General features: G+C 71.6%; 22 protein-coding genes. 10 read left to right on the top strand and 12 right to left on the bottom strand.

All coding sequences use genetic code 11. From position 1 onward, the window contains the following. Positions 1 to 6: 6 nt before the first annotated feature. Together AB0L89_RS27495 and ssd are read right to left on the bottom strand one after the other, a co-directional pair. Positions 7 to 1,185 (bottom strand): TadA family conjugal transfer-associated ATPase, encoded by a 1,179-nt coding sequence (locus tag AB0L89_RS27495; protein ID WP_365146191.1) that lies wholly within the window; start codon positions 1,183 to 1,185, stop codon positions 7 to 9. Beyond that, a complete protein-coding gene (gene ssd / locus AB0L89_RS27490; protein ID WP_365146188.1) occupies positions 1,182 to 2,312 on the bottom strand; it encodes a septum site-determining protein Ssd in 1,131 nt (376 codons plus the stop codon). Before ssd ends, AB0L89_RS27495 begins: the two co-directional genes overlap by 4 nt. A 523-nt stretch (positions 2,313 to 2,835) precedes the next feature. On the opposite strand from ssd, the gene AB0L89_RS27485 reads away from it, so the two are divergent. Then, the gene (locus AB0L89_RS27485; RefSeq protein ID WP_365146185.1) at positions 2,836 to 3,669 is read left to right on the top strand and encodes an HAD-IB family hydrolase; all 834 of its coding nucleotides are present in this window, start codon (positions 2,836 to 2,838) and stop codon (positions 3,667 to 3,669) included. A 448-nt stretch (positions 3,670 to 4,117) separates the two neighbouring features. On the opposite strand, the gene AB0L89_RS27480 is transcribed toward AB0L89_RS27485, so the two are convergent. Further along, on the bottom strand, positions 4,118 to 4,933 hold the full coding sequence (locus AB0L89_RS27480) for an oxidoreductase (RefSeq protein WP_365146182.1): 816 nt from the start codon (positions 4,931 to 4,933) through the stop codon (positions 4,118 to 4,120). A 101-nt stretch (positions 4,934 to 5,034) separates the two neighbouring features. Here AB0L89_RS27480 and AB0L89_RS27475 point away from each other — a divergent pair, with 101 nt between their 5' ends. After that, entirely contained in the window at positions 5,035 to 6,015 is a 981-nt protein-coding gene (locus AB0L89_RS27475; protein ID WP_365146179.1) for an ATP-binding protein, read from the top strand. Between the two features lie 33 nt (positions 6,016 to 6,048). Here the strand turns inward: AB0L89_RS27475 and AB0L89_RS27470 are convergent, their stop codons facing one another. Next, positions 6,049 to 7,320 (bottom strand): hypothetical protein, encoded by a 1,272-nt coding sequence (locus tag AB0L89_RS27470; protein WP_365146176.1) that lies wholly within the window; start codon positions 7,318 to 7,320, stop codon positions 6,049 to 6,051. 300 nt (positions 7,321 to 7,620) lie between these two features. Between AB0L89_RS27470 and AB0L89_RS27465 the strand changes: the two genes are divergently transcribed. The 6 genes from AB0L89_RS27465 to AB0L89_RS27440 all read left to right on the top strand — a co-directional run bounded on the left by AB0L89_RS27465 (position 7,621) and on the right by AB0L89_RS27440 (position 15,526). After that, positions 7,621 to 9,948, top strand: a complete 2,328-nt coding sequence (locus tag AB0L89_RS27465) for a SulP family inorganic anion transporter (protein WP_365146173.1) — start codon at positions 7,621 to 7,623, stop codon at positions 9,946 to 9,948. An 85-nt stretch (positions 9,949 to 10,033) separates the two neighbouring features. Continuing rightward, entirely contained in the window at positions 10,034 to 12,034 is a 2,001-nt protein-coding gene (gene acs, locus AB0L89_RS27460; protein WP_365146170.1) for an acetate--CoA ligase, read from the top strand. A gap of 251 nt (positions 12,035 to 12,285) precedes the next feature. Next, the gene (nhaA, locus tag AB0L89_RS27455; protein WP_365146167.1) at positions 12,286 to 13,689 is read left to right on the top strand and encodes a Na+/H+ antiporter NhaA; all 1,404 of its coding nucleotides are present in this window, start codon (positions 12,286 to 12,288) and stop codon (positions 13,687 to 13,689) included. A gap of 52 nt (positions 13,690 to 13,741) precedes the next feature. Then, the gene (locus tag AB0L89_RS27450) at positions 13,742 to 14,239 is read left to right on the top strand and encodes a phage holin family protein (RefSeq protein ID WP_365146165.1); all 498 of its coding nucleotides are present in this window, start codon (positions 13,742 to 13,744) and stop codon (positions 14,237 to 14,239) included. Then, positions 14,236 to 15,195: an alpha/beta hydrolase gene (locus AB0L89_RS27445; RefSeq protein WP_365146162.1), complete on the top strand. Its 960-nt coding sequence runs from the start codon at positions 14,236 to 14,238 to the stop codon at positions 15,193 to 15,195. The genes AB0L89_RS27450 and AB0L89_RS27445 overlap by 4 nt, the downstream gene beginning before the upstream one ends. A 142-nt stretch (positions 15,196 to 15,337) precedes the next feature. Beyond that, positions 15,338 to 15,526 (top strand): hypothetical protein, encoded by a 189-nt coding sequence (locus AB0L89_RS27440; RefSeq protein WP_079036593.1) that lies wholly within the window; start codon positions 15,338 to 15,340, stop codon positions 15,524 to 15,526. A gap of 30 nt (positions 15,527 to 15,556) precedes the next feature. Here the strand turns inward: AB0L89_RS27440 and AB0L89_RS27435 are convergent, their stop codons facing one another. From AB0L89_RS27435 to nth, 3 genes are all read right to left on the bottom strand, one after another. After that, positions 15,557 to 16,762: a MarP family serine protease gene (locus tag AB0L89_RS27435; protein WP_365146160.1), complete on the bottom strand. Its 1,206-nt coding sequence runs from the start codon at positions 16,760 to 16,762 to the stop codon at positions 15,557 to 15,559. 49 nt (positions 16,763 to 16,811) lie between these two features. After that, complete coding sequence (locus AB0L89_RS27430) at positions 16,812 to 17,570, bottom strand: CoA pyrophosphatase (RefSeq protein ID WP_365146157.1); 759 nt, start codon at positions 17,568 to 17,570, stop codon at positions 16,812 to 16,814. Between the two features lie 65 nt (positions 17,571 to 17,635). After that, positions 17,636 to 18,589, bottom strand: coding sequence for an endonuclease III (gene nth, locus AB0L89_RS27425; protein ID WP_365146154.1), 954 nt, complete (start codon positions 18,587 to 18,589; stop codon positions 17,636 to 17,638). 432 nt (positions 18,590 to 19,021) lie between these two features. On the opposite strand from nth, the gene AB0L89_RS27420 reads away from it, so the two are divergent. Then, the gene (locus AB0L89_RS27420; RefSeq protein WP_016642758.1) at positions 19,022 to 19,696 is read left to right on the top strand and encodes a Crp/Fnr family transcriptional regulator; all 675 of its coding nucleotides are present in this window, start codon (positions 19,022 to 19,024) and stop codon (positions 19,694 to 19,696) included. A 69-nt stretch (positions 19,697 to 19,765) separates the two neighbouring features. Next, the gene (locus AB0L89_RS27415; RefSeq protein WP_365146151.1) at positions 19,766 to 20,596 is read left to right on the top strand and encodes a nucleotidyltransferase domain-containing protein; all 831 of its coding nucleotides are present in this window, start codon (positions 19,766 to 19,768) and stop codon (positions 20,594 to 20,596) included. A gap of 105 nt (positions 20,597 to 20,701) precedes the next feature. Here the strand turns inward: AB0L89_RS27415 and AB0L89_RS27410 are convergent, their stop codons facing one another. The 5 genes from AB0L89_RS27410 to AB0L89_RS27390 all read right to left on the bottom strand — a co-directional run bounded on the left by AB0L89_RS27410 (position 20,702) and on the right by AB0L89_RS27390 (position 24,686). Next, positions 20,702 to 21,562 (bottom strand): SDR family oxidoreductase, encoded by an 861-nt coding sequence (locus AB0L89_RS27410; protein ID WP_365146148.1) that lies wholly within the window; start codon positions 21,560 to 21,562, stop codon positions 20,702 to 20,704. A 145-nt stretch (positions 21,563 to 21,707) separates the two neighbouring features. Beyond that, a complete protein-coding gene (locus tag AB0L89_RS27405) occupies positions 21,708 to 22,538 on the bottom strand; it encodes an MBL fold metallo-hydrolase (RefSeq protein WP_365146145.1) in 831 nt (276 codons plus the stop codon). Between the two features lie 551 nt (positions 22,539 to 23,089). Further along, a complete protein-coding gene (locus tag AB0L89_RS27400) occupies positions 23,090 to 23,965 on the bottom strand; it encodes an NUDIX hydrolase (protein ID WP_365146142.1) in 876 nt (291 codons plus the stop codon). A gap of 95 nt (positions 23,966 to 24,060) precedes the next feature. Then, positions 24,061 to 24,528, bottom strand: coding sequence for a RidA family protein (locus tag AB0L89_RS27395; RefSeq protein ID WP_365146139.1), 468 nt, complete (start codon positions 24,526 to 24,528; stop codon positions 24,061 to 24,063). Next, positions 24,525 to 24,686 carry a DUF4177 domain-containing protein gene (locus tag AB0L89_RS27390; protein WP_003975360.1) on the bottom strand — a complete coding sequence of 54 codons (162 nt, stop codon included), beginning with the start codon at positions 24,684 to 24,686 and terminating at the stop codon, positions 24,525 to 24,527. The genes AB0L89_RS27395 and AB0L89_RS27390 overlap by 4 nt, the downstream gene beginning before the upstream one ends. Between the last annotated feature and the right edge of the window lie 14 nt (positions 24,687 to 24,700).

The raw sequence follows: 24,700 nt of genomic DNA, 5'->3' as shown, positions 1-24,700 counted from the left end.
GCGCGCTCACCGGACCTCACCCCACGCCGGGTCGCCTCCGAGGAGGGCGTTCAGACGGGGCCAGCCCTGCTCCCTGGTGAAGGACCGCTCGGCCCGGCGCAGCGCCGGCACCGTCTCCACCAGGCCCGAACCGGTCCGCTTCAGCACATGGACCTCGGCGATACGGCGGCGGCCCGTCCGGTCGCGGACGAGATGGATGACCACCGACAGGGCGGCCGCCAACTGGCTGTGCAGGGCGGCCCGGTCCAGGCCCGCCGCCGTCCCCAGGGCTTCCAGGCGTGCGGGCACGTCCCTCGCGGCGTTGGCGTGGACCGTGCCGCAGCCGCCCTCGTGTCCGGTGTTCAGCGCGGCCAGCAGATGGACCACCTCCGCGCCCCGCACCTCGCCGACGACGAGGCGGTCGGGCCGCATCCGCAGGGCCTGGCGCACCAGGTCGTCCAGCCCGACCCGGCCCGACCCTTCCTGGTTGGCGGGGCGGGACTCCAGGCGCACCACATGCGGGTGGTCGGGCCGCAGCTCCGCGGAGTCCTCGGCCAGTACGATCCGCTCCTTGGGGCCGACCAGGCCGAGCAGCGCGCTCAGCAGGGTCGTCTTGCCGCTGCCCGTGCCTCCGCTGATCAGGAAGGACAGGCGGGCGTCGAGGAGGGCGCGCAGGACCCGGTCGCCGCCGGGCGGGACCGTGCCCTCGGTGATCAGTTCGGTGAGCGTGAAGGCCCGGGGGCGTACGACCCGCAAGGAGAGGCAGGTCGAGCCCACGGCCACCGGTGGCAGTACCGCGTGCAGGCGCGTGCCGTCCGGGAGGCGGGCGTCCACCCAGGGCCTCGCGTCGTCCAGGCGCCGCCCCGCCACGGCAGCGAGGCGCTGTGCGAGCCGCCGCACCGCCGCCGCGTCCCGGAAGGTGACGCCCGTGAGCTCCAGGCCGCCGCCCCGGTCCACCCACACCCGGTCCGGCGTGGAGACCAGCACGTCGGTGACCGAGGGGTCGGCGAGCAGCGGCTCCAGGGGGCCCGCTCCGACCAGCTCCGAGCGCAACTGTGCCGCGGCGCCCAGCACTTCGGCGTCGCCGAGCACCCGGCCCTGCGCCCGCAGCGCCTCGGCGACCCGGGCCGGGGTCGGCTCCGTGCCGCTCTCCGCGAGCCACTGGCGCACCCCGTCCAGCATCCGGGCCCCGACGACGGCGCTCATACGCCCCCTCCCACGGCGTCGGCCGGCAGCCGGTCCCAGAAGGCGGCGCAGAACCGCGCCAGCGGTCCGCGCGCCGCTCCCCCGGGTGGTGTCCCCGCGGCCTGCGCCTCCGACAGGCCCGCCTCCCAGGGCACTTCGCCGACCAGTGGCAGGCCGAGCAGGCGCGCCACCTCCTCCGAGTCCAGTCCGCCGGATCCGCCGGGCCCGGCGCCCCGCGCGACCACCACCCTCAGGTCCCGCAGCACCAGCCCCGCCGCCGACGCCACCCTTCGCGCGCCCGCCACCGCACGCAGCTCCGCGGGCACCACGAGGAGCCCGAGGTCCACCTGCGCGAGTGCCTCGGCGACCCCCTCGTCCACCCGGCGCGGCAGGTCCACGACCACCGCGCCGCCACGCCGTCGGGCCGCGGAGACCACCGCCCGCACGGCTTCCGGGGCGACCGTGACCGCGTCGCCGCGGTCCCAGCTCAGGACCCGCAGCGCGTGCAGCTCGGGGAGCGATTCCTCCAGTGCTCCGCCGCCGACCCTGCCCCGTGACGCGGCGAAGGCGGGCCACCGGAGTCCGTCGGCGGCCTCGCCGCCCAGGAGGACGTCGAGGCCGCCGCCGAGCGGGTCCGCGTCGACGAGCATCGTGCGCCGACCGGCCCGCGCCGCCGTGACCGCGAGGGCGCAGGCCAGGGTGGAGGCCCCGGCTCCGCCGCGTCCGCCGATGACCCCGACGGTGAGCGCGGGCCGCCCCACGCCCTCGGCCACGTCGGCGATGCGGTCCACGAGCCACTGCTCGCCGTCCGGCAGGAGCAGCACATGGTCGGCGCCGATCTCCACGGCCCGCTGCCAGACCCCGGAATCGTCCTGGTCACGCCCGACCAGCACGACACCCCGCCGCCGCGCGGAGCCGCGCACCCGGTCGGCGGCGTCGTCCCCGACCAGGACGAGCGGCGCCGAGTCCCAGCCCTGCCTGCGCTCCGGCCCGCCGTGGTGCACCTCGGGCAGGGCGCCCGCCGCCGCGCACAGCCGGAGCAGGTCGTCCAGCAGCTCCACGTCCTCCGTGACGATCAGCGGTCCGCCCGGCCGTCCGTCGGACGGCGCGACCCTGTCGCGTGAAATGACTCCACCCACGATCTCCATCCCCCTCTCACCGCAAGCCCCTGTGAATGCCGCGTCCCGCATCGGCGAAGAACCGGACAAAGCAATCCGGCCATGAACTCCGCAAGCGGAACGGGTGGAATCAGCGTGCGGCGATCCGGTAAATCGTGTGGATCTTGGTCAATAACTGTGGACAAGGCGGGGGCTGTGAATATCTCCATCACCCATACCAGTGACATCCCGCCGACTTCGGGACGACTTCCACAGAGCAGCCCTGCGACTACTCACAGTGACGAATCGTGGGTAGGCCGCAGGACCGCCGAGACGGCGAGCAGAGGGGGCCCGGAGGGCGGAAGGTGATCGAGGGACGGTCCAAAAACCCGTCCGGACATGCGACGACCCCCGCCGGGGGGGAGAGCGGGGGTCGTCCCCACGGTCCGGCTCGGGGGGGGAGGAGCCAGACCGGGTTAGCACGGTCGCGAACGATCCGTGACTTCCATGGTGTACCCGAGAGCCTTCTCAGGCAAACCCACGCGCCTCAGCTTACGCCGAATGGTGGGCGCCTATGCTCGGGCTCGTGGAAAACCACTCCTTGCCTCGCACTGCTGCCTTCTTTGACCTGGACAAGACGGTCATTGCGAAGTCGAGCACGCTCACCTTCAGCAAGTCGTTCTACCAAGGTGGCCTGATCAACCGCAGAGCGGTACTGCGCACCGCGTACGCGCAGTTCGTCTTCCTGGCGGGCGGCGCCGACCACGACCAGATGGAGCGGATGCGCGAGTACCTCTCCGCACTGTGCCGGGGGTGGAACGTCCAGCAGGTCAAGGAGATCGTCGCCGAGACGCTGCACGACCTGATCGACCCGATCATCTACGACGAGGCCGCGTCGCTCATCGAGGAGCACCACGCGGCGGGCCGCGACGTCGTCATCGTCTCCACCTCGGGGGCGGAGGTGGTCGAGCCGATCGGTGAACTCCTCGGCGCGGACCGGGTGGTGGCGACCCGCATGGTGGTCGGCGACGACGGCTGCTTCACCGGCGAGGTGGAGTACTACGCCTACGGCCCGACGAAAGCGGAGGCGATCAAGGAACTCGCGCAGTCGGAGGGGTACGACCTCGACCGCTGCTACGCCTACAGCGACTCGGCGACCGATCTGCCGATGCTCGAGTCCGTCGGCAACCCCTTCGCGGTCAACCCCGACCGGGCGCTGCGCCGGGAGGCCGTCACGCGCGCGTGGCCGATCCTCGACTTCCACCGCCCGGTCCGGCTGAAGCAGCGCCTGCCCACGCTCTCCGTGCCGCCCCGGCCGGCTCTCGTCGCGGCGGCCGCGGTCGGCGCCGCCGCGGCCACAGCGGGCATCGTCTGGCTGGCCAGCCGCCGCCGGGCAGCGGTCGGCTAGCCGGAGCACGCCCGCCGGACCCGCCGAACAGGCCCCCGAACAGGCCCCTGACCAGGCCGGAAACCGGCGCCCGATTCAGACCTGTTTGAACCTAAAAGTAAAGAAGTGCAGTCAGGGCTTCCGCTTCCCGCGGGACTGGAGTACAAAGGATTCAACGGCCCGCGAGACCAAGGACATCCGAGAGGATCACCTTTAAACGCAACGAAGGCCCCACGGACCGAAGCATGAACACCAGGCACCCACGCGACGTCGACCCGTCGATTACGGGCCAGCCGCACCAGGTGACGGGCAAGGTTCCCGACCTGATGGGCAACACTTCGAGGACGCTTGGTAACCCGGTGGACATGCCAGCGGCGGTACGGATTCCGTACCGCCGCAACCCTTTTCCAGGCCCTGTCGGACCCTTGCGGGCCCTTCCGGCCCCTCTCCCGGACTTCCTTCCGGACCCCTACGCCGCGCCGCGCTGAAGCGCCTCGCAGACCGCGGTCGACTCCCTGACGCCCAGCTCTACGGCCTTGCCGCAGTGGGCGATCCACGCCGCCATGCCCTCCGGGGTGCCGGAGGCGTAGCCGTCCAGGGCCGCCACGTACGCCGCCCGGCCCAGCTCTCCGTAGCCCGCCTCGGCGGGGCACACCGACTTCGGGTCGAGGCCGCTGCCCACCAGGACGATGCGCTCGGCGGCCCGCGCGACCAGGCCGTTGTGCGAGCCGAACGGGCGCAGGCTGATCAGCTCGCCGTGGACGACGGCCGCCGTCACCAGCGCCGGCGCCGAACTGCCCGCGATGATCAGCTGCGACAGCCCCTCCAGGCGGCCCGCGACCTCGTCGGCGTCCGGCAGCGGAAGCTCGATCAGCGGCTCGTCGACGGGCTCGCCCGCCAGACGGGGACGCCCCGCGCCCTCGGTGGAGTCGGCCGCGGCGACCAGGTGCAGACGCGCCAGGACCCGCAGCGGCGACTGCCGCCAGATGGACAGGAGTTGACCGGCCTCGGCGGTCAGCCGCAGGGCCGCGCCGACCGTGCGCGCCTCGTCGTCGCCGCTGAAGTCGCTGCGCCGGCGGACCTCTTCGAGCGCCCAGTCGGCGCCGGAGAGCGCCGCGGAGCCGCGGGCGCCGCGCAGCGCCGCCTCCGAGGTGATCTCGTTGCTGCGGCGCCGCATCATGCGGTGTCCGTAGACCCGGTCCACGGCCTTGCGCACGGAGGCCACGGAGTCGGGCACACCGGGGAGCGCCCCGAGGGCTGCGAGCGGATCGGCTGTCGTACTCATGAGTACGACCCTACGTACTCCAGGGCGCCGCTCCACGAAGGAGTGGTCTTCTTCACGTGACCTATGCACCGAACGTAAACATACGACTACCCTTCGTGGTCATGAAAATCGCTTTCGTGGGGAAGGGCGGCAGCGGCAAGACCACGCTGTCCTCGCTCTTCGTCCGCCACCTCGCCGCCACCGGATCGCCCGTGATCGCGGTGGACGCCGACATCAACCAGCACCTGGGCCCCGCGCTCGGCCTCGACGAGGCGGAGGCCGCCGAGCTGCCCGCCCTGGGCGCCCGCCTGCCCCTGATCAAGGACTATCTGCGGGGCTCCAACCCCCGGATCGCCTCCGCCGACACGATGATCAAGACGACGCCCCCGGGAGAGGGCTCGCGGCTCCTGCGGGTGCGCGAGGACAACCCCGTGTACGACGCGTGCGCGCGGCCGGTGGAACTGGACGACGCCACCGTGCGTTTGATGGTCACCGGGCCGTTCACCGAAGCCGACCTCGGTGTCGCCTGCTACCACTCCAAGACCGGAGCGGTGGAGCTGTGCCTGAACCACCTGGTCGACGGCCGTGACGAGTACGCGGTCGTGGACATGACCGCCGGCTCGGACTCCTTCGCCTCCGGCATGTTCACGCGCTTCGACATGACGTTCCTGGTAGCCGAGCCGACGAAGAAGGGGGTCTCCGTCTATCGCCAGTACAAGGAGTACGCACGCGACTTCGGCGTCGACCTCAAGGTCGTCGGCAACAAGGTCCAGGGCCAGGACGACGTCGACTTCCTGCGCGAGCAGGTCGGCGACGACCTGCTGGTCACCGTCGGGCACTCGGACTGGGTGCGGGCCATGGAGAAGGGCCGTCCGGCCCGCTTCGAGCTCCTGGAGGAGGACAACCGCCGTTCCCTGCGCGCGCTCCAGGCGGCCGTCGACGCCACGTACGAGCGCCGCGACTGGGAGCGCTACACCCGCCAGATGGTCCACTTCCACCTGAAGAACGCGCAGAGCTGGGGCAACGAGAGGACGGGTGCCGACCTGGCGGCCCAGGTCGACCCCGACTTCGTCCTGCGTGAGCAGCTGGTCGCCACGGCCTGACCCGGCCCCGGGGTGCCGCTCGACCGCCGGGTGCTACGGCTTGACCGCCGGAGCGCCCGGGACACCCTTCGGCGCCGGAGCGGGGCCGGCGGCCAGGAACGCCGGCCAGCCCTCCTTCGGCGCCTTGCCCACCGGCAGCTTCGTCAGCTTCGCCAGCGCCTTCGGGTCCTGCGCGTCGAGCCAGTCGGCGAGTTGACGGAAGGAGACGCAGCGCACCTCGGGCTTGGTGCACACCCGCTCGACGGTCTCCTCGACGGCGCGCATGTACGTACCGCCGTTCCAGGACTCGAAGTGGTTGCCGATGATCAGCGGCGCGCGGTTGCCCTGGTAGGCGCGGTCGAAGCCCTGGAGGAGGCCGTCACGCATCTGGTCGCCCCAGTACTCGTGCTTGGCCGGGTCGCCGTGCGAGGTCGAACCGGACTGGTTGACCATGAAGTTGTAGTCCATCGTCAGCGTCTCGAACCGGCGGCCGGGGACCGGGACGAGCTGCATCGACAGATCCCACAGCCCCTCCTTCTTCTTGGGCCACACCTGGTTGTTCACGCCGCTGGTGTCATAGCGGAAGCCCAGCTCGCGGGCCGCGCGCATGAAGTTCTTCTGGCCTTCGAGGCAGGGCGTGCGGGCGCCGATCAGTTCCTTGTCGTAGTCGAAGGGCAGGGGCTGCGCCTTCGTCGTGCCCGTGTTCGTCTTCCAGCCCTTCACAAAGGACTTGGCCTGGTTGATCTCGCTCTTCCAGTCCTCGACGGACCACTCGCCGACCCCGCGTCCGGCGCCGCAGAAGTGGCCGTTGAAGTGCGTGCCGACCTCGTTGCCCTCCAGCCAGGCGCCGCGGAGCTGGTCGACGGTGTCCTTGATCCCCTGGCGGTCGTTGAAGCCGATGTCCGAGCTGCCGGCCAGGTGCTGCGGCGGCTTGTAGAGCTTCCGCTTCTCCTCGGGAAGCATGTACACGCCGCTGAGGAAGTAGGTCATCGTGGCGTTGTTGCGCTTGGCCACCTTGCGGAAGTGCGAGAACAGCTTCTGGCCGTCCTCGCCCGCGCCGTCCCAGGAGAAGACCACGAACTGGGGCGGCTTCTCGCCCGGCTTCAGGCGGGCGGGGCGGGGCAGGTTCGGCTGCTTGCCGGTGAAGGCCGTCGACCCGTCGCCGATCATGCGGACGGGGGCCTTGGGCGCCGGGGCTCCGGCCGGCTTCTTCGCGCCGTGCGCGCCTTCCTTGGTGCCGGACGCGCCGCCGGCACAGCCGGCCAGTGCGGCTACGCACGCCACGAGGGCGGTGAGGCTCGCGGTGATCCTCCGGGTGGCGGCCATGTTCCGCCCACCTTCTTTCCGTGCAAGTCGGGACAGATCGGTACGCAACCTCGCATGGACCCCGAAATGACACGTTCCGACAAGCCGACGAGATTCCTTATTCACTCATCAGAGTGATAAATTGCCCCATTTGCCCTGATAATCCGCCCACGACCTTTACTCTGCATTACGGTTCATTTACCGAGAGTTGAGATATCCCGCCGCTGCACGCCGTGACCCACGGCCGCGACCCGCCCTCCGGAGGCCTTCCGGAGGACCCCTTGTTCCGCGACCGCGCCGCCCCGGAGGAGACGGGAAAACATGTCTGCCTGCGTTCCCACTCGCACCACCGAATCGACCCACAAGACCAGCGCGCAGGGGCCCCACGGCCCACCGCACCGCAAGAGGTTCCGCATCGCGGGCGCCGACCTCTCCGCGTCGGTCGCCGTCTTCCTGATCGCCCTGCCGCTGTCCCTCGGCATCGCCCTCGCCACCGGAGCGCCGCTCCAGGCGGGCCTCGTCGCCGCCGCCGTCGGCGGCATCCTCGCCGGAGCACTCGGCGGATCACCGCTCCAGGTCAGCGGCCCCGCCGCCGGCCTCACCGTCGTCACCGCCGACCTCATCCACCGGTACGGCTGGCGGACCACCTGCGCCATCACGGTCCTCGCCGGAGTCGCCCAACTCGGCCTCGGCTGCCTGCGCGTGGCCCGCACCGCGCTCGCCGTCAGCCCCGCCGTCGTCCACGGCATGCTGGCCGGCATCGGTGTCACCATCGCCGTCGCCCAGCTGCACATCGTCCTCGGCGGCACCCCGCAGAGCTCCGTGCTCGACAACCTCCGCGCGCTGCCCGCCCAGTTGGCGGACCTGCAACCGGCCGCCCTGACGATCAGCCTCCTGACGCTGGCGCTCCTGCTGCTGTGGCCGCGGATTCCCGGGCGGGTGGGGCGCATCGCCCGGATCATGCCCGCCGCGCTCGTCTCGGTCGCCGCCGCGACGGCCGTCTCCCAGCTCGCCGGACTCCGGGTCGACGAGGTCGACCTGCCCTCCTGGCGCAGTCACGCTTTGGTCGGACTGCCCGAGGGCCCCGCGCTGGGGCTCGTCGCCGCCGTGCTCACCATCACGCTGGTGTGCAGCGTGCAGTCGCTGCTCGGCGCCGTCGCCGTCGACAAGCTCGTCGCCCGCCGGCCCGAGGTACACGTGGGCGTGCGCCGCTCCGACCTCGACCGCGAGCTGCTCGGCCAGGGCTCGGCGAACATCGTCTCCGGCGCGCTCGGCGGGCTTCCCGTGGCCGGCGTCGCCGTGCGCAGCGTGGCCAACGTCCGCGCCGGCGCCGTCAGCCGGAACTCCACGATGCTGCACGGCGTTTGGGTGGTAGTGGCCGCGCTGTTCCTGGTGCCCGTCCTGGAGCTCATCCCCCTCGCGGCGCTCGCCGCCCTCGTCATGGCCGTCGGCATCCAGATGGTCAGCCTCAACCACATCCGTACGATCACGCGCCACCGCGAGATCCTCGTCTACGCCGTCACCACCCTCGGCGTGGTCTTCCTCGGCGTCCTCGAAGGCGTGGCGCTCGGTGTCGCCGTCGCCGTGGCCGTCGCGCTGCACCGCCTCGCCCGCACCCGGATCATCCACTGCGAGGAGGACGGGGTCCACCACGTGCGCGTGCGCGGCCAGTTGACGTTCCTCGCCGTGCCGAGGCTCAGCCGGGCCATGCATCTCGTGCCTCAAGGAGCAGAAGCAATCGTGGAGTTGGACGGCTCGTTCATGGACCATGCCGCGTTCGAATCACTGCAGTGCTGGCAGGACCAGCACACCGCGCAGGGCGGCACCGTCGAGATCACCGGGCGCGGCGGCACCCGCATCGCCGAGCCCGCCGGCGCCGCCCACTCCTGCTGCCGCCCCTGGACCCCGTGGCGCAACCACCACTGCGACCGACCGCAGGAGGAGCAGCGGGAGGGGCAGCCCAGCAGCCATCAACTGGCGACCGGCATCAGCGCGTTCCAGCGGAACACGGCGCCGCTGGTGCGCGGTGAGCTGGCCCGGCTGGCGCGCGAGGGGCAGCAGCCCGCGCAGCTCTTCCTGACCTGCGCGGACTCCCGGGTCGTCACCTCGATGATCACGTCGAGCGGTCCCGGCGACCTGTTCGTCGTACGCAATGTGGGCAATCTGGTCCCGCTGCCGGGTGCCGAGAGCGGTGACGACTCGGTGGCGGCCGCGATCGAGTACGCGGTCGACGTCCTGAAGGTGCGGTCCATCACCGTGTGCGGGCACTCCGGGTGCGGGGCGATGCAGGCGCTGCTCAACACTCCGCCCGGGGGTGCGCAGACGCCGCTGAAGCGGTGGCTGCGGCACGGCATGGCGAGCCTGGAGCGGATGGGCGCGCAGGACAGGGCGTGGGCGCGGCTCGCCGGGCGTGCGCCGGCCGATGCCGTCGAGCAACTGTGCCTGACCAATGTGGTCCAGCAGCTGGAGCACCTGAGGGCGCACGAGTCGGTGGCGCGTCGCCTTGCCGAAGGCGATCTTGAGCTGCACGGTATGTACTTCCACGTCGGAGAGGCGCAGGCCTATCTGCTGACGGAGGGCACCGACGCCGAGCAACTCCCCGACGAGGTCTTCGATCAGGTGGCGCCCACGGCACGGGTCAAGGTCTAGCCGAGGTCCGGCGGGCACCGTCCGGGTAAAGGTCTAAACCAATTTTCGGCAGGCCCTTGTCACCACGGGTTGTGTCTGATGAGCTGTGGCTTCGGACACAACGGACACCCTGGGAAAGGGAGATGTCGTGAGCAACGAAAGCCTGGCCAACCTCTTGAAGGAGGAGCGTCGCTTCGCGCCGCCGGCGGAGCTGGCGGCCGCCGCAAACGTCACCGCGGAGGCGTACGAGCAGGCCAAGGCTGACCGGCTCGGCTTCTGGGCCGAGCAGGCCCGCCGGCTGACCTGGGCCACGGAGCCGACCGAGACGCTCGACTGGTCGAACCCGCCGTTCGCCAAGTGGTTCGCCGACGGGAAGCTCAACGTCGCGTACAACTGCGTGGACCGTCACGTGGAGGCCGGAAACGGCGACCGTGTGGCGATCCACTTCGAGGGTGAGCCCGGCGACAGCCGGGCCATCACCTACGCCGAGCTCAAGGACGAGGTCAGCCGGGCCGCCAACGCCCTGACCGAGCTGGGCGTCCAGAAGGGCGACCGCGTCGCCGTCTATCTGCCGATGGTCCCCGAGGCGGTCGTCGCGATGCTGGCCTGCGCCCGCATCGGCGCCGCGCACTCGGTGGTCTTCGGCGGCTTCTCCGCCGACGCCATCGCGGCCCGCATCAAGGACGCGGACGCCAAGGTCGTCATCACCGCCGACGGCGGCTACCGCAGGGGCAAGCCCTCCGCGCTCAAGCCCGCCGTGGACGAGGCCCTGGGCCGCGTCGAGGGCGTGCGCCACGTCCTCGTGGTGCGCCGCACCGGCCAGGACGTGGCCTGGACCGAGGGCCGCGACGTGTGGTGGCACGAGGCCACGCAGAAGCAGTCCGCGGAGCACACCCCCGAGGCCTTCGACGCCGAGCACCCGCTCTTCATCCTCTACACCTCGGGCACCACGGGTAAGCCGAAGGGCATCCTGCACACCTCCGGCGGCTACCTCACGCAGGCGTCGTACACCCACCACGCGGTCTTCGACCTCAAGCCGGAGACCGATGTCTACTGGTGCACGGCCGACATCGGCTGGGTCACCGGCCACTCGTACATCACGTACGGCCCGCTGGCGAACGGCGCGACGCAGGTGATGTACGAGGGCACCCCCGACACCCCCCACCAGGGCCGCTTCTGGGAGATCGTCCAGAAGTACGGGGTCACGATCCTCTACACCGCGCCGACGGCGATCCGGACGTTCATGAAGTGGGGCGACGACATCCCCGCGAAGTTCGACCTGTCCTCGCTGCGGGTGCTCGGGTCGGTCGGCGAGCCGATCAACCCCGAGGCCTGGGTCTGGTACCGCAAGAACATCGGCGGCGACAAGTGCCCCATCGTGGACACCTGGTGGCAGACCGAGACGGGCGCGATGATGATCTCGCCGCTGCCCGGCGTGACCGAGACCAAGCCGGGCTCCGCGCAGCGCGCGCTGCCGGGCATCTCCGCCACCGTCGTCGACGACGAGGCGAGCGAGGTGCCGAACGGCGGCGGTGGCTATCTCGTCCTGACCGAGCCGTGGCCGTCGATGCTGCGCACCATCTGGGGCGACAACCAGCGGTTCATCGACACGTACTGGTCGCGCTTCGAGGGCAAGTACTTCGCCGGTGACGGTGCCAAGAAGGACGAGGACGGCGACATCTGGCTGCTCGGCCGGGTGGACGACGTGATGCTCGTCTCCGGGCACAACATCTCCACCACCGAGGTCGAGTCGGCGCTCGTCTCGCACCCGGCGGTCGCCGAGGCGGCGGTCGTGGGCGCGGCGGACGAGACGACGGGCCAGGCCATCGTGGCCTTCGTGATCCTGCGCGGCTCGGCGAACGCCGAGGACGAGGGGCTCGTCGCGGACCTGCGCAACCACGTGGGTGCCACGCTCGGCCCGATCGCCAAGCCGAAGCGGGTCCTTCCGGTGGCCGAGCTGCCGAAGACCCGGTCCGGGAAGATCATGCGGCGCCTGCTGCGGGACGTCGCGGAGAACCGCGAGCTGGGTGACGTCACCACACTCACGGACTCCTCGGTGATGGACCTGATCCAGTCGAGGCTGCCGGCGGCGCCCAGCGAGGACTGATCCCGGATCTCTTGGGGAGTGACCGGATCCCTCCGGGAGTGACCGGATCCCTGCGGGAGCGAAGAGGGCACCCGGCGCCAAGCGCGCCGGGTGCCCTTTTTGTGCTTAAGGTGAAGATCACTGGATACGCCCGGGCGTACGTTAGGTAAGCTAAGGATCGCGTCAACAACGCGACAAGAAACATCTAGGTGCGCCGGGAAGTCTGGTCGGCATGTGCTCTGTCCTGCCTACCCGACCGGAGGTCGACTCTCGTGGCCGCGCCCGCCCCCAGCACTGACAAGCGAAAGTTCCTCGGACGCCTCTCCCTGCCCGAGCGGAACTTCGTCGCCAATGCCCTGCGCACCGAGACCGTCGGCGGCGTCCTGCTGCTCGTCGCCGCCGTCACCGCGCTGATCTGGGCCAACACGGCCGGCGGCTCATACGAATCCGTACGCACGTTCCACATCGGGCCCGGTTCGCTCGGCCTCGATCTGTCCATCCAGCACTGGGCCGCCGACGGACTGCTCGCCGTCTTCTTCTTCGTGGCCGGCATCGAGCTCAAGCGCGAGCTCGTCGCGGGTGACCTGCGCGATCCCAAGGCCGCTGCCCTGCCCGTCGTCGCGGCGCTGTGCGGCATGGCCGTGCCCGCACTCGTCTACGTCCTGACCAACACCGTCGGCGGCGGCTCGATGGACGGCTGGGCCGTGCCGACCGCGACCGACATCGCCTTCGCGCTCGCGGTCCTCGCGGTCATCGGCACCTCGCTGCCGTCCGCCCTGCGCGCCTTCCTGCTCACGCTCGCCGTCGTCGACGACCTCTTCGCGATCCTGATCATCGCGGTCTTCTTCACCAGCGAGCTGAACTTCGCGGCCCTCGGCGGTGCCGTCCTCGGCCTCGCCGTCTTCTGGCTGCTGCTCAGGAAGCGGGTGCGCGGCTGGTACATCTACGTTCCGCTGGGTCTGGCCATCTGGGGGCTGATGTACAACAGCGGCGTCCACGCCACCATCGCGGGCGTCGCCATGGGCCTGATGCTGCGCTGCCACAAGGAGAGCGACAGCGAGGAGCACTCCCCCGGCGAGCACATCGAGCACCTCGTGCGCCCCATCTCCGCGGGGCTCGCCGTCCCGCTGTTCGCCCTGTTCAGCGCCGGTGTCGCCGTCTCGGGCGGTGCGCTGCGCGACGTCTTCACCCAGCCGGAGACGCTCGGTGTGGTGCTCGGCCTCGTGGTCGGCAAGGCGGTCGGCATCTTCGGCGGCACCTGGCTCGCGGCGCGCTTCACCAGGGCCGAGCTGAACGAGGACCTGGCCTGGCCCGACGTGTTCGCGGTCGCCTCCCTCGCGGGCATCGGCTTCACGGTGTCGCTCCTGATCGGCGAACTCGCCTTCACCGAGGACCCGCTGCTCACCGACGAGATCAAGGCGGCCGTCCTGATCGGCTCGCTCATAGCGGCGGTGCTCTCCGGGGTCCTCCTGAAGATGCGGAACGCCAAGTACCGCAGGCTGTGGGAGGACGAGGAGCGCGACGACGACCTCGACGGCATCCCCGACGTCTACGAGATGGACAACCCGGAGTACCACCTCCGGATGGCCGCCATCTACGAGAAGAAGGCCGCGGAACACCGCAGGCTTGCCGAAGTCTCGGGTGGGGAACGCGAGGATGGCAGCGGTCCGGCATGATCTGAGCAGACATATCTCAGAAGAGATCAGAAGAGAAAAAGGGGAGAACGCGATGAGCTCACCCGACGCCCCCGTCGGCTCCGAGCGCAGCCTCGGCCAGTTGGTCGCCACGGCGACCAGCGAGATGTCCGCGCTGGTGCACGACGAGATCGCGCTGGCCAAGGCCCAGCTGCGACAGGACGTCAAGCGCGGTGCGCTCGGCGGTGCCGCGTTCGCCGCGGCCGGCGCCGTCCTCATCTTCTCGCTGCCGATGCTGAGCTTCGCCCTCGCGTACGGCATCCGCACCTGGAGCAACTGGAACCTCGCGATCTGCTTCGTGCTGTCCTTCGCGGCCAATGTGCTGGTCGCCGGGCTGCTCGCGCTGATCGGTGTCGTCTTCGCGAAGAAGGCCAAGAAGGGCAAGGGCCCGCAGAAGGTCGCCGCCTCGGCCAAGGAGACGGCCGCCGTACTGGGGAACGTCAAGCCGCACCCCCGGCCGGTGAGCCCTGTGGGTGCCGTGAGTGGCCGAGTCGGTGAGACGGCGGACGCTGTGGCACGCTCGTCTTCATGACGGACCCCGCCCCTCAGGACCTCGCCCCCGCCGCCCATTCGGCGCAACCCGCATCGGTCGTGCGCGTCGAGGGGCCCTGGACCCACCGGGACGTGGCCGCCAACGGAGCGCGCTTCCACATCGCCGAGATGGGTGACGGGCCGCTGGTCCTGCTGCTGCACGGCTTTCCGCAGTTCTGGTGGACGTGGCGGCACCAGCTGGTGGCGCTCGCCGACGCGGGCTTCCGGGCCGTCGCGATGGACCTGCGGGGCGTGGGCGGCAGCGACCGCACGCCGCGCGGCTACGACCCGGCGAACCTCGCGCTCGACATCACGGGCGTCGTGCGCTCCCTCGGCGAGCCGGACGCCGCGCTCGTCGGGCACGACCTGGGCGGCTATCTCGCGTGGACGGCGGCCGTGATGCGGCCCAAGCTGGTGCGCCGCCTCGCCGTGTCCTCGATGCCGCATCCGCGGCGCTGGCGCTCGGCGATGCTCTCCGACCGCAAGCAGACCGCGGCGGGCTCCTACGTGTGGGGCTTCCAGCGGCCGTGGCTGCCGGAGCGTCAACTGGTCGCCGACGACGGGGCCCTGGTGGGCCGTCTGGTCCGCGACTGGTCGGGACCGCGCCTGCCGGACGACGACGCGGTCCTGACGTACCAGCGGGCCATGTGCATCCCGTCGACGGCGCACTGCTCGATCGAGCCGTACCGCTGGATGGTGCGGTCGATGGCGCGGCCCGACGGCATCCAGTTCAACCGCCGCATGAAGCGCCCGGTGCGGGTGCCGACGCTGCACCTGCACGGCTCGCTGGACCCGGTGATGCGGACGCGCAGCGCGGCGGGCTCCGGCGAGTACGTCGAAGCGCCCTACCGCTGGCGCCTGTTCGACGGCCTCGGCCACTTCCCGCACGAGGAGGACCCGGTGGCGTTCTCCACGGAGCTGGTCAACTGGCTGAAGGACCCCGAACCGGATCGGTGACGCGGTCGGGATGGGCGGTCTGGTGGGGTTTGGCGGGGTGGATGAGAACACCTGTCCTACGAACGCCAATTGCCTGGCGCATAGGCCAATTGGGGCCCCTGTGCGCGGTTACCGACCATGAGGCACGGGCACACGTCGGGGTATGGGCTGGACGCACGACTACAGTGACGCAGCACGCAATCGCCGCTCGGCCACAGCGCTGAACAGCCACGAGAGGGGCGGGCCACAGGATCCGGGCCATCACGGCCCCCCTCAGGAAATGGGCATTCCCCGCATTCTCCGCCGGAGGGCCCGATGGGTCTCCGCGCGGCTTCGGCACACGCGCGACTGACCCCGTCCCCCGGGCTTCCCGGCCGCCGCCCTAGAGCGCGCAGCCCTGGCTGTCGACCTCTTGGTTGGCGGTGCGGCCCCGCTCGATGTCCTCGCGCACCTCGTCCGCCGTCAGCGCATAGCCGGTGTCCGGGTCGTCGAGGGACTTCGCGAACACCACGCCGTAGACCTTGCCGTCGGGTGTGAGCAGCGGGCCGCCGGAGTTGCCCTGGCGGACGGTCGCGTAGAGCGAGTACACGTCACGGCGCACGGTGCCGCGGTGATAGATGTCCGGGCCGTTCGCCGTGATGCGGCCGCGCACGCGCGCGGGGCGGACGTCGTAGGGCCCGTCCTCGGGGAAGCCCGCGACGATCGCGCCGGCGCCGCTGGTCGCGTCCTTGGACGTGAACTGCAGGGCGGGCGCCCTGAGCGTGGGCACGTCCAGGACGGCGATGTCCCGCTCCCAGTCGTAGAGGACGACCTTCGCGTCGTACGTCTGGCTCTGACCGCCTATCTGGACCGTCGGGGAGTCCACGCCGCCGACCACGTGCGCGTTCGTCATCACGCGGCGGTCGGCGAAGACGAAGCCGGTGCCTTCGAGGACCTTGCCGCAACTGCGGGCCTCACCGCGGACCTTCACGATGGAACGCTTGGCGGTCGTGGCGACCTGGCTCTTGGCGAGCTTGGGGTCGGGGGGCTGGACCTCGGTGATCGGCTCGTTCGAGAACGGGCTGAAGACCTGCGGGAAGCCGTTCTGCGCGAGCACCGAGGAGAAGTCGGCGAACCACGTGTCGGCCTGGCCGGGCAGCGCGCGGGAGACGCCGAGGAGGACCTTGGAGTTGCGCACCTCCTTGCCGAGCGTCGGCAGCGTCGTGCCCGCGAGGGCGGAGCCGATCAGCCAGGCGACCAGGAGCATCGCCACGACGTTGACCAGCGCGCCGCCCGTCGCGTCCAGGGCGCGGGCGGGCTGCCATGTGATGTATCTGCGCAGCTTGTTGCCGAGGTGGGTGGTGAAGGCCTGGCCGATCGACGCGCAGACGATCACGATGACGACGGCGACCACCGCCGCGGTCGTACTGACCCCGGCCGCGTCGTCGTCCGTGAGCGCGTCCCAGATGATCGGCAGCAGATAGACGGCGACGAGACCGCCGCCCAGGAACCCGATCACCGAGAGGATGCCGACCACGAAGCCCTGGCGATAGCCCACGATCGCGAACCACACCGCGGCGAGCAGCAACAGGACATCCAGCACGTTCACCGATTCAATCCTCGCCTCGCATCGCGGTCGCCTCGTCCCCGCAACCTTGTCATGCGCGCCAGTCGAGCGGGACCTGCTTGGTGCGGTCCCACGGGCGCTCCCAGCCTGCGAAGTGCAGGAGTCTATCGATCACTCCGGCCGTAAAACCCCAGACCAGAGCGGACTCGACGAGGAACGCGGGACCGCGGTGACCGCTGGGGTGGACGGCCGTCGCGCGATTCGCGGGGTCCGTGAGATCGGACACGGGAACCGTGAAGACGCGGGCGGTCTCGTTCGGATCGACGACGCCCACCGGGGTCGGTGTGCGCCACCAGCCGAGCACGGGCGTGACGACGAAATCGCTCACCGGGATGAAGAGGCGGGGCAGCACGCCGAAGAGCTGGACGCCGCGGGGGTCGAGGCCCGTCTCCTCCTCGGCCTCGCGCAGGGCGGCGCGCAGCGGGCCGTCCGTCCGTGGGTCGCCGTCCTCGGGGTCGAGGGAGCCGCCGGGGAAGGAGGGCTGGCCGGCATGCGAGCGCAGGGACCCCGCGCGCTCCATGAGCAGCAGCTCGGGGCCCTGCTCGCCCTCTCCGAAGAGGACGAGTACGGCGGACTGGCGTCCGGCGCCGCTCTCCGGGGGCAGGAAGCGGCTCAGCTGGAGCGGCTGGATGGTCTCGGCGGCGTCGACGACGGGGGTCAGCCACGGGGGCAGGCCGTCCTTGCTGAGGAGGGCCGGGCCGTCGTGGCGGCCGTGGTCCGGCCGCTGCTGCCCTTCTCCGTCCGTGGTCGTCCCGCTGGTCGTGCTGGTCGTGTCGCTCGCGTGCGTCATCGGCACCCCCGTCCGTCTCTGGACAACGCTCTTGTCCTCCCCGTTCGTTCCACCCGGCGTCCTCGTCACCCCCCGGCCAGCGGCGGCGCCGGCTTGCCCGGGTAGTCCGCCGGAGGCTTGAGGCGCTGGCCCGGGAGGCCGCCCATCTCGTACTTCAGGAGCTTCTTCGCCTTCTCCGGGTCCGTCTCCCCTTCTCCGTACGAAGGACAGAGCGGGGCGATCGGGCAGGCGCCGCAGGCGGGCTTGCGGGAGTGGCAGATGCGGCGGCCGTGGAAGATCACCCGGTGCGAGAGCATCGTCCACTCGCTCTTGGGGAAGAGCGCGGCGACGGCCGTCTCGACCTTCTCCGGGTCCGTCTCCTCGGTCCACTTCCAGCGGCGCACCAGACGGCCGAAGTGGGTGTCCACGGTGATGCCGGGGACGCCGAAGGCGTTGCCGAGGACGACGAAGGCGGTCTTGCGGCCCACGCCCGGCAGCTTCACCAGGTCGTCGAGCCGGCCCGGCACCTCGCCCCCGAAGTCGTCGCGCAGCGCCTTCGCCAGGCCCATGATCGACTTCGTCTTGGCGCGGAAGAAGCCGGTCGGCCTGATCAGCTCCTCGACCTCCTCGGGGACGGCCGCGGCGAGGTCCTCCGGAGTCGGGTACTTGGCGAACAGGCGCGGGGTCGTCTGGTTCACGCGCAGGTCGGTGGTCTGGGCGGAGAGGACCGTGGCGACCAGGAGCTCGAAGGGGTTCTCGAAGTCCAGCTCCGGGTGGGCGTACGAGTACACCTCGGCGAGCTCGCGGTTGATCCGCCGGGCGCGGCGGACGAGGGCGGTGTGGGACTCCGTTTTGGCGGTGGCCGGTGTCTTCTTGGGGGCTGTCGTCTTGGAGGTTGCCGTCCTGGGGGTTGCCGTCTTGGAGGCGGTCGTCTTCTTCGTGGCGGCTGCCGTCTTCGTGGCGGCTGCCGTCTTCGTGGCGGGAGTCTTCTTCACCGGAGCCGTCGTCTTCTTCGCGGCGGGCGCCGCCTTCTTCGCCATGGGTGCCTTCTTCGCCGGGGCAGTCTGGTGCGCGGACTCGGGTGCGGGTGCGGGTGCGGATGCGGGACGTACGGACCGTGTCGGGCCCTCAGCCGCAACCGCCGACCTTGTCCGTTTTGTCGCTTTACCGGGGTTACTGGACGCGTGTTCGCCCACAGCGGAATCGCGGGGTGCGGCCACCTGCTCAGCCCCCTCGGCCTGCGCTGTCACCGGCTTTTTGGACACCCGGCCAGCCTAGAGCCCGGCACTGACATCCGTCCTTGAGCCCATGGATCGGCCCCCAATTGGCCCCCTCCCGCACAGCATGCGACGCCAGTGCGGCAGACTTGTGACTGATCACACTGTTTGGACCGTCCGGCAAAATGGGGAACACGGTCCCCTGATATGCGGGGGAACCAAGATCCCCTGAGCAGGTCGACAAGGAGAGAACTCGTGGACGACGTTCTGCGGCGCGCCCCGCTCTTCGCGGCGCTCGATGACGAGCAGGCCGCGGAGCTCCGCGCCTCCATGAGTGAGGTGACGCTCGCGCGCGGGGATGCGCTTTTCCATGAGGGCGACCCCGGAGACCGCCTGTACGTGGTCACCGAGGGCAAGGTGAAGCTCCACCGCACCTCGCCCGACGGCCGCGAGAACATGCTCGCGGTGCTCGGTCCCGGTGAGCTCATCGGTGAGCTGTCGCTCTTCGACCCGGGTCCGCGGACGGCCACGGCCTCCGCACTCACCGAGGTGAAGCTGCTGGGCCTGGGCCACGGCGACCTCCAGCCGTGGCTGAACGCCCGGCCCGAGGTGGCCGCCGCGCTGCTGCGCGCCGTCGCCCGGCGCCTGCGCAAGACCAACGACCAGATGTCCGACCTGGTCTTCTCGGACGTTCCGGGCCGTGTGGCCCGCGCGCTCCTCGACCTGTCGCGCCGCTTCGGCGTGCAGTCCGAGGAGGGCATCCACGTCGTGCACGACCTCACGCAGGAAGAGCTGGCCCAGCTGGTCGGCGCCTCCCGCGAGACGGTCAACAAGGCCCTCGCGGACTTCGCGGGACGCGGCTGGCTGCGGCTGGAGGCCCGCGCCGTGATCCTCCTGGACGTGGAGCGCCTCGCCAAGCGGTCGCGCTGACGACCCGTTCGTACGATGCCGGGCCCTGCCTCTTCGGAGGCGGGGCCCGACGCGTTGCACAGTTGCCCCATGACCACCAGTGGTGCCGTCAACGATGCCGGGACCGGGCTCGACGCGGACGGGTACATCGCGCGGGAAGGGTCCCTCGCGCGCGTGCCGGACGCGTTCCGGCCCGTCGTCGCCGCCGCGCGTGACCGGGTGCTCGCGCTCTTCGGGGCGCGCCTGGACAGCGCGTACCTGTACGGGTCCGTGCCCCGCGGGACCGCGCGGGCCGGGCGGTCCGACCTCGACCTGCTGATCGTCCTGCGCGAGGAGCCCACGGAGGCCGACCGGGCCGCCGTCGACGCGCTGGAGGCCGCGCTCGACGCGGAGTTCGGGCAGGTCGACGGCGTCGGGGCGCTGCTGCTCGGGCGGGCGCGGGTGCTGAGCGCGCCGGAGACGTACGACCTGGGGTGGTTCGTCGCCTGCCTCTGCACGCCGCTGCTCGGCGACGACCTCGCCGAGTTCCTGCCGCGCTACCGGCCCGACGCGCTGCTCGCCCGCGAGACCAACGGCGACCTCGCGCTCCTCCTGCCGCGCTGGCGCGAGCGGATCGCCGCCGCGGGCGACGACGAGGACGCGCTGCGCCGGCTGTGCCGTGCGGTGTCCCGGCACCTCGTGCGGACCGCCTTCACGCTCGTCATGCCGCGCTGGGGCGGCTGGACCGGCGAACTCGACCGGATGGCCGAGGTGTTCGGCCGGTACTACCCGGAGTGGGGCGAGCGGATCCGTGCGGCCGCCGCCGTCGCGTACGCACCCGTCGCCGACCGGGGCGTCCTGGCCTCGTACACCGAGGAGACCGGGCCGTGGCTGGCCGAGGAGTACGCGCGCGTGCACGGGGTCAAGGCGCCGCGGCCCTGAGCGGTCTGAGCAGCCCTGAGGAGCCCTGAGCGGTCCTGAGCAGCCCTGAGCAGCCCTGAGGCCGCTCTCGGACGTCTCGGGCGGTACGCGCGGGTTGCGTGCCCGTCAGCTGTTCCCAGGGGTCGGGCGCGGGCCCGCCACGGACTCCGCCTGCTGGACGAACTGCGGGTACCAGTCCTCGTACGACATCCCCGCCGTGAACTCCAGCGCCATCTCCGCGTCCTTGCCGACCACCGTGTGCAGCGGGGCCTCGGGGTTCTCCACGGCGGCGACGACGGCCGTGGCGACCTCGGCGCAGTCTCCGGAGGCCTCGCCCACGCGGGACAGGAACCGCGCGAGCCATGCCTCGTCCGCCGCGTACGCGTCGCCCTCGGCGGACTCCCGAAGGCCCGCGTTGGCGCGCATGCGCGAGGCGAAGCTGCCCGGCTCGACGCACACCACGCGGATGCCGAACGGCCCCGCCTCCGCCGCCAGCGCCTCGCTCACGGCCCCGAGCGCGGCCTTGCTGGAGGTGTAGAAGCCGCCGTGCGGCACCGCCCACATGCGGCCCGCGAAGGAGCTCACGTTGACGATCACGCCGCCGCCGCGGGCCCGCATGGCGGGCAGGGCGGCGCGGACGGTGCGCAGCGCGCCCCAGTAGTTGGTCTCCATCACCGCACGGGCCTGCTCCCAGGGCGTGGCCTCGACGGCGCCCGTGAAGTCGATGCCGGCGTTGTTCACGAGGACGTCGAGCGCGCCGTCGCGTTCCTCGACCGCGCGGACGGCGGCGGTCACGGACGCGTCGTCGGTGACGTCGAGGGCCAGGACCTCCACGTCCAGGCCCTCGGCACGCGCGCGTGTGCGGAGGTCTTCCGCCTTGGCCGTGTCGCGCATCGAGGCGTGGACCCGGTCCCCTCTCCGCGCGAACGCCAACGCCGTCTCCAGGCCGATGCCGCTGCTGCAACCGGTGATGAGGACTGTCGCCACGGACGACCGCCTGCCTTCCGTCGAGGTGCCGAGTGCCGGAACGGTCCGCACACTAGGGGCGGTACGGGACGGTTCGGGCCCCCTACCGCCCCCTAGTCCCGGGCCGCTCGTCAGTCCCCGGTCCTCGTCAGTCCCCGGTCGCTCGTCAGATCAGGCCGTGCTCCCGCAAGTAGTCCAGCTGCGCCCGCACCGAGAGTTCCGCCGCCGGCCACAGGGAGCGGTCCACGTCGGCGTACACGTGCGCGACGACGTCCGAGGCCTCCACGTAGCCGTCCTCCACGGCCGTCTCGACCTGGGCCAGCCGGTTGGCGCGGTGCGCGAGGTAGAACTCGACGGCCCCCTGGGCGTCGTCGAGGACCGGGCCGTGGCCCGGCAGGACCGTGTGGACGCCGTCGTCGACCGTCAGGGAGCGCAGCCTGCGCAGCGAGTCCAGGTAGTCGCCCAGACGGCCGTCGGGGTGCGCCACGACGGTCGTGCCGCGGCCGAGGATCGTGTCGCCCGTCAGGACCGCGCGGTCGGCGGGCAGATGGAAGCAGAGCGAGTCCGCGGTGTGGCCGGGGGTGGGGACGACGCGCATCTCCAGGCCGCCCGTGGTGATCACGTCACCGGCCGCGAGGCCCTCGTCGCCCAGGCGCAGCGCCGGGTCGAGGGCGCGTACGTGGGTGCCGGTCAGCTCCGCGAAGCGGGCCGCTCCCTCCGCGTGGTCGGGGTGGCCGTGGGTGAGGAGCGTCAGGGCGACGCGCTTGCCCGCCTTCTCGGCGGTCTCGATGACGTGGCTGAGGTGGGCGTCGTCCAGCGGGCCCGGGTCGACGACCACGGCGAGCGGGGAGTCCGGCTCCGCGACGATCCAGGTGTTCGTGCCGTCCAGGGTCATCGCGGAGGGGTTGGGCGCGAGGACGTTGACCGCGCGGGCGGTGGCGGGGCCACTGAGGACCCCGCCGCGGGGCTGGCCGGGCAGGGCGGCGGCATCGGTCATGCGGGGGTGACTCCTGTCGTGAGGTCGTGAGTTCCTGAGGCGCGTGTCGCCTTGGGCTGGCGTCTGCGCCCTTGCTTCGTCTGTGGGGCGGGGCCGCGAGCGTCTGGCGGGGCGCCTTGGGCTGGTGCGCCTTGGGTTCGTCTGTGGGGCGGGGCCGCGGGGGTATGTGCGTACTCGCCATCCCTGCGCCCCGCCCCAAGTCCAAAGACGCCAGAGCTGGCTCGGTGCTCCGTTCGCACATACCCCCACGTCCCCTCGGGAGCGTCTGCGACCGCGCCCCGGTGGGGGCGGGCCGGTGGCCGTCCCCGCTGTGGGCAGGCGTTCCGCACGGCGGAACGGGTGGGCACAGCCCACGGTGCCGGGCAGCGATAAGTGTGGCCCCAGCCCCGGCGCCGCCGGACCGTGCCGGGTGGCGATGACCGTGGCTCCAGCCCCGGCGCAGCCGGACCGTGCCGGGGAGCGATAAAGAGGGCACCCGCCCCGGTGCCGCCGGGGTATCGGCACCAATGCCGGGTGCGGGGCCGTCCCCGGGGACCGTCCCCGGGGGGACGTCACCGCGTGCCGTCCGTCGCGATGCGCTTCGTGAACTCGTCGTGGCCCGGCCAGGAGAGGACCAACTCGCCGTCCCTGAGGTGGGCTTGGGCGAGGACCGGGGTCATGTCCTGGGACGGCGCCGCGGCCAGGGCCGCGCGGGGCGACGCATGGACGCCCAGGGCCCGCAGCGTCGAGATCGTGGGCGGCATCATCAGGAGCTCGCCCTTGTCGTAGCCGGCGGCGGCCTCCGAGGGACGGATCCAGACCGTGCGGTCGGCCTCCGTGGACGCGTTGCGGGTGCGCTGCCCCTCGGGCAGGGCGGCCACGAAGAAGAACGTGTCGTAGCGCTTGGGCTCGAACTCGGGCGTGATCCAGCGGGCCCACGCGGCGAGCAGGTCGCTGCGCAGGAACAGGCCCCGGCGGTCCAGGAACTCCGCGAAGGAGACGTCACGGGCCACCAGGGCCTCCCGGTCGGCCTCCCAGTCCGCGCCGGTCGTGTCGCCCACGACGGTCTCCGGGGTGGGCCCGGCGAGCAGGACGCCCGCCTCCTCGTACGTCTCACGGACCGCCGCGCAGACGATCGCCTGGGCGGCCGCCTCGTCGTCGACGCCGAGCCGGGCGGCCCAGGACGCGCGCGTGGGGCCCGCCCAGCGCACCAGCCGGTCGTCGTCGCGCGGGTCGACGCCCCCGCCCGGATACGCGTACGCGCCTCCGGCGAAGGCCATGGAGGCGCGTCTGCGCAGCATGTGTACTTCAGGTGCGCCCTGGTCCGCGCCGTCCCTGAGGAGCATGACGGTCGCGGCGCGGCGCGGGGTCGCCGGAGTCAGCTCGCCGCTCGCGAGGGCGCGGATGCGGTCGGGCCACTCCGGGGGGTACCACTGCCCATTTGCCATGGGCGGAGGCTATCCCCTAGTGGGCTGATGTTCGAGAGGCAACCATCGGAGCCCCCTGGTGCGGGAACTCCCGCCCCCAGGGGGTCGAACAGCGTTTACGCCTCCGTCAGCTCCACCTGGAACTCGACCTCGACCGGCGCGTCCAGCGGGAGCACGGCCACGCCGACCGCGCTGCGCGCGTGCACGCCCTTGTCGCCGAGCACCTCGCCGAGCAGCTCGCTGGCGCCGTTGATCACGCCGGGCTGGCCGGTGAAGTCCGGCGCCGACGCCACGAAGCCGACGACCTTCACGACGCGCGCGATGCGGTCCAGGTCACCGGCGACCGACTTGACCGCCGCCAGCGCGTTCAGCGCGCAGGTGCGGGCCAGGTCCTTGGCCTCCTCGGGGGTGACCTCGGCGCCGACCTTGCCGGTCACGGCGAGCTTTCCGTCCACCATCGGCAGCTGGCCGGCGGTGTAGACGTACACGCCGGACTGGACGGCCGGCTGGTAGGACGCCAGCGGGGGCACGACCTCGGGCAGGGTCAGGCCGAGCGACGCGAGCTTGTCCTCGACGGCGCTCATGCCTGCTTCTCCCGCTTCAGGTAGGCCACCAGCTGCTCGGGGTTGTTCGGGCCGGGCACGACCTGGACCAGCTCCCAGCCGTCCTCGCCCCAGGTGTCCAGAATCTGCTTCGTGGCGTGGACGAGCAGAGGCACGGTTGCGTATTCCCACTTGGTCATATGGCCGACTGTAG

Source organism: Streptomyces sp. NPDC052114 (genome assembly GCF_040680155.1).
Taxonomy (GTDB): domain Bacteria; phylum Actinomycetota; class Actinomycetes; order Streptomycetales; family Streptomycetaceae; genus Streptomyces.
Note: the sequence above shows the minus strand (reverse complement) of the source record. Positions and strands in the feature narration are given on the sequence as shown.